The sequence below is a fragment of the Variovorax sp. P2_H12 genome (genome assembly GCF_056403395.1).
On sequence record NZ_JBFUFO010000095.1, the window covers coordinates 1 to 3,730 of the forward strand.

Below are 3,730 nucleotides of genomic sequence, written 5' to 3' on the forward strand. Positions count from 1 at the left end.
GGAAGAGATCGTGGACAGCGTCAAGCGCGTGACGGACATCATGGGCGAGATCACGGCGGCGAGCCAGGAGCAGACCTCGGGGATCGAGCAGATCAACCAGGCGATCACGCAGATGGACCAGGTGACGCAGCAGAACGCGGCGCTGGTGGAAGAGGCGGCAGCCGCGGCCGGCTCGCTGCAGGAACAGGCCTCGAGCCTGGTGCAGGCGGTGAGCGTCTTCAAGGTGGGAGCCGGCAGCGGCGGACGCAGCGAGCCTGCATTCGGACGGCCTCGCGCGGACGGCTGAACCGAATTTTCAAAGCCAGCCCTTCAGGACTGGCGACCCGCTGCCGATAACACGGAGAGAGTCATTTCCCAACCACGCAGGTCGTGAGCATGTGCAGGCTCGAATTCGAATCCGGACGCGGTGCATCCGCACGCGCGTCGAACCCATTGGAAAGCGCTGAAGCGAATGCGTGTCAATCTACCCATCAACGACCAGGAATATCAGCTGCCGAAGGGCGCAGCCCTGGTGTCCCGCACCGATCTCAAGGGGCGCATCACCTACGTCAACCCGGTCTTCGTGGAGGTCAGCGGCTACGCCCTCGATGAGCTCATCGGCAAGGCCCACAACATCGTGCGCCATCCCGACATGCCGCCGGAGGCCTTCTCCGACATGTGGGACACGCTGGGTCGCGGCCTGCCCTGGACCGGCCTGGTCAAGAACCGCCGCAAGAACGGCGATTTCTACTGGGTCCAGGCGAACGTGACGCCGATCCACCGCAACGGCGTGACCGAGGGCTACATGTCGGTGCGCCGAGAACCCGATCGTGCCGAAGTCGACCAAGCCGGGCGGATCTATCGCCGCATTCTCGACGGCCAGGCATCGGGCCTGCGGATCTTCCAGGGGGAGGTGGTCTCCCGCGGCATCTCGGACCCGATCGGCAGCCTGCGCCGCATTCCGATCCGGCGCCGGGTCTCCGGGGTCGCCGCCGGTGCCGCGATGCTCTCGCTGGGCATCGGCGCCGTGGCCTGGTCGGCGGTCGCACCGCTCGCCGCGGCATCGAGCGCGCCCGGCTGGTTGCCGACGCTGATCGCGGGAGCGTCGCTGGGCTCCGCGCTGGCCTGGATCGGCCTGGGTCATTTCCTCGCACGCACGGTCTTCCGACCGCTGGATCAGGCCGTGTGCGTTGCGCAGGCCATCGCGGGCGGCGCATTGACCGAGTTCCAGATCCGTCCCGGGGACGAGACCAAGGGCTTGCTACGGGCGCTGAACCAGATGAGCGCGAACCTGTTCGCGATCGTCGCGGATGTCGGGGCCAGCGTCGCCGGCGTGATGACCGCCTCGGGCCAGATCGCCGCGGGCAACCAGGACCTGTCGTCGCGCACCGAGGAGCAGGCGAGTTCGCTGGAACAGACGGCGGCCTCGATGGAAGAGCTCACCAGCACCGTCAAGCAGAACGCCGACAACGCGCGCCAGGCCGACGAGCTCGCAGCCTCTGCATCGGAGGTGGCGGTGAAGGGCGGGGAGGTGGTGAGCCAGGTGGTCGACACCATGGCCTCGATCAACGCGTCCTCGCGCCGGATCGTGGACATCATCGGCGTCATCGACGGCATCGCCTTCCAGACCAACATCCTGGCGCTGAACGCTGCGGTGGAAGCCGCGCGGGCCGGCGAACAGGGCCGGGGCTTCGCGGTCGTGGCGGCCGAGGTGCGCAGCCTCGCGCAGCGCTCGGCGGCGGCGGCCAAGGAGATCAAGGGCCTGATCGACGACTCGGTGGGCAAGGTCGGCGCGGGCAGCGCGCTGGTGGCCGAGGCGGGCAAGACCATGGAAGAGATCGTCGGCAGCGTGAAGCGCGTGACGGACATCATGGGCGAGATCACGACGGCGAGCCGGGAGCAGACCTCGGGGATCGAGCAGATCAACCAGGCGATCACGCAGATGGACCAGGTGACGCAGCAGAACGCGGCACTGGTGGAAGAGGCCGCAGCCGCCGCGCAGTCGCTGCAGGCGCAGGCCGGTGGCCTGGTGGACGCAGTCAGCGTCTTCAGGATGGATGCCGCGGGCAGCACCCGCGGCAAGAGCAAGTTTCAAGTCATGGAGTCAACGAAATGAACGCAGATCAAGGCAAGCAGTCCCTCCAGGAAGCCGCCGCTCCGGCGGCGCGCGCGGCCAGGCCGCTCGAGTTTCTTTCCTTCACGCTGGGCGAGGAGGAATACGGCATCGACATCCAGCGGGTGCAGGAGCTGCGCGGGTACGACGCGGTGACGCGGATCGCGAACGCGCCGGAGTACATCAAGGGGGTGGTGAACCTGCGCGGGATCATYGTTCCGATCATCGACAGCTACGACCAGTTCACGGTGGTGATCGTGCTGAACATCGGAGGGCGGGTGGTGGGGATGGTGGTGGACAGCGTGTCGGACGTGATCACGCTGTCGCCGGAGCAGATCAAGCCGGCGCCGGCGATGGGCTCGGTGCTGGATACGGACTACCTGATCGGGCTGGGGACGCTGGACGAGCGGATGCTGATCCTGGTGGACATCGACCGGCTCATGTCGAGCGAGGAAATGGGCCTGATCGAGGCCGCCGCGGCCTGAAATAGAGCGAACTTCCAACTCCGAGCCCCCTCATGAATCTCCTGTCCAACGTTCGCATCGGAACCCGCCTCGCCATCGGCTTCGCCATCGTCCTGGGCCTGACGATGGTCTCGACCACGATTGCGCTGGTCAGTGCGCGAAACAACGCGGAAGCCACCCGCCACATGATGCAGAGCCCGCTGGCCAAGGAGCGGCTCATCGCGGACTGGTACGTGCTGACCTATTCGGCCATCGCGCGCACCTCGATGATTGCCAAGACCACCGACGAGACGCTGCCCGTCACCTTCGCCGAGGTGATTTCCGACAGCGTCAAGAAGGGCAGCGAGACCATGGCGAAGGTCGAGGCGCTGCTGGCGACCGATGCCGAGAAGGCGACCTACAAGTCGATCGTCGAGCTGCGCGCGAAGTACCAGGCCGCCAAGGAGCTGGTGGGCAAGGCGAAGGCGAGCGGCAACGCGGAGGAGACGGAGCGCGTCTTCAAGGCGTCGTTCCTGCCGGCGGCGAAGGCCTACGAAAGCCGCGTGCTCGAATTGCTGTCGATGGAACGGCAGGCGATCGACGACATGGGCCGCGCCATCGATGCGGCCAGCGAGCGCGGCGTCGTCATGCGGCTTCTGCTGAGCATCCTGACGGTGATCCTCGGCAGCCTGTTCGCGTGGTTCATTTCGCGCAGCATCACGAGGCCGCTCGACAAGGCGGTCAAGGTGGCGGAGTCGGTGGCGGCGGGTGACTTGAGCACGCGCATCCAGGTGGAGAGCCGCGACGAGACCGGCCAGCTGATGCAGGCCCTGAAGCACATGAACGACAGCCTCGCGAAGGTGGTGGGCGAAGTGCGCAGCGGCACCGAGACGATCGCGACGGCGTCGAGCCAGATCGCCACGGGCAACCAGGACCTGTCGTCGCGCACCGAGGAGCAGGCGAGCTCGCTGGAACAGACCGCGGCTTCGATGGAGGAACTCACCAGCACGGTGAAGCAGAACGCCGACAACGCGCGGCAGGCGAACCAGCTGGCGGTCTCGGCCTCCGAGGTGGCGGTGCGCGGCGGCAGCGTGGTGAGCCAGGTGGTGGACACCATGGGCTCGATCAACGCCTCCTCGCGCAAGATCGTGGACATCATCGGCGTCATCGACGGCATCGCCTTCCAGACCAACAT

General features: G+C 66.8%; 4 protein-coding genes. All 4 read left to right on the forward strand.

The genetic code is table 11. The annotated features are described in order from the left end of the window. On the forward strand, window positions 1-286 hold a 286-nt coding region (locus tag AC1DYK_RS35285; protein ID WP_478170504.1), incomplete at its 5' end, for a methyl-accepting chemotaxis protein. A 165-nt stretch (window positions 287-451) separates the two neighbouring features. Then, complete coding sequence (locus AC1DYK_RS35290; protein WP_478170505.1) at window positions 452-2,095, forward strand: methyl-accepting chemotaxis protein; 1,644 nt, start codon at window positions 452-454, stop codon at window positions 2,093-2,095. Then, complete coding sequence (locus tag AC1DYK_RS35295; protein WP_478170506.1) at window positions 2,092-2,577, forward strand: chemotaxis protein CheW; 486 nt, start codon at window positions 2,092-2,094, stop codon at window positions 2,575-2,577. Before AC1DYK_RS35290 ends, AC1DYK_RS35295 begins: the two co-directional genes overlap by 4 nt. A 32-nt stretch (window positions 2,578-2,609) precedes the next feature. Beyond that, window positions 2,610-3,730 (forward strand): MCP four helix bundle domain-containing protein (locus tag AC1DYK_RS35300; RefSeq protein WP_478170507.1); only part of this gene is annotated, 1,121 nt, incomplete at its 3' end.

Excerpts from the sequence above, each read along its gene's own strand:
- AC1DYK_RS35290 (WP_478170505.1), top strand. The coding sequence starts at position 452 with ATGCGTGTCAATCTACCCATCAACGACCAGGAATATCAGCTGCCGAAG.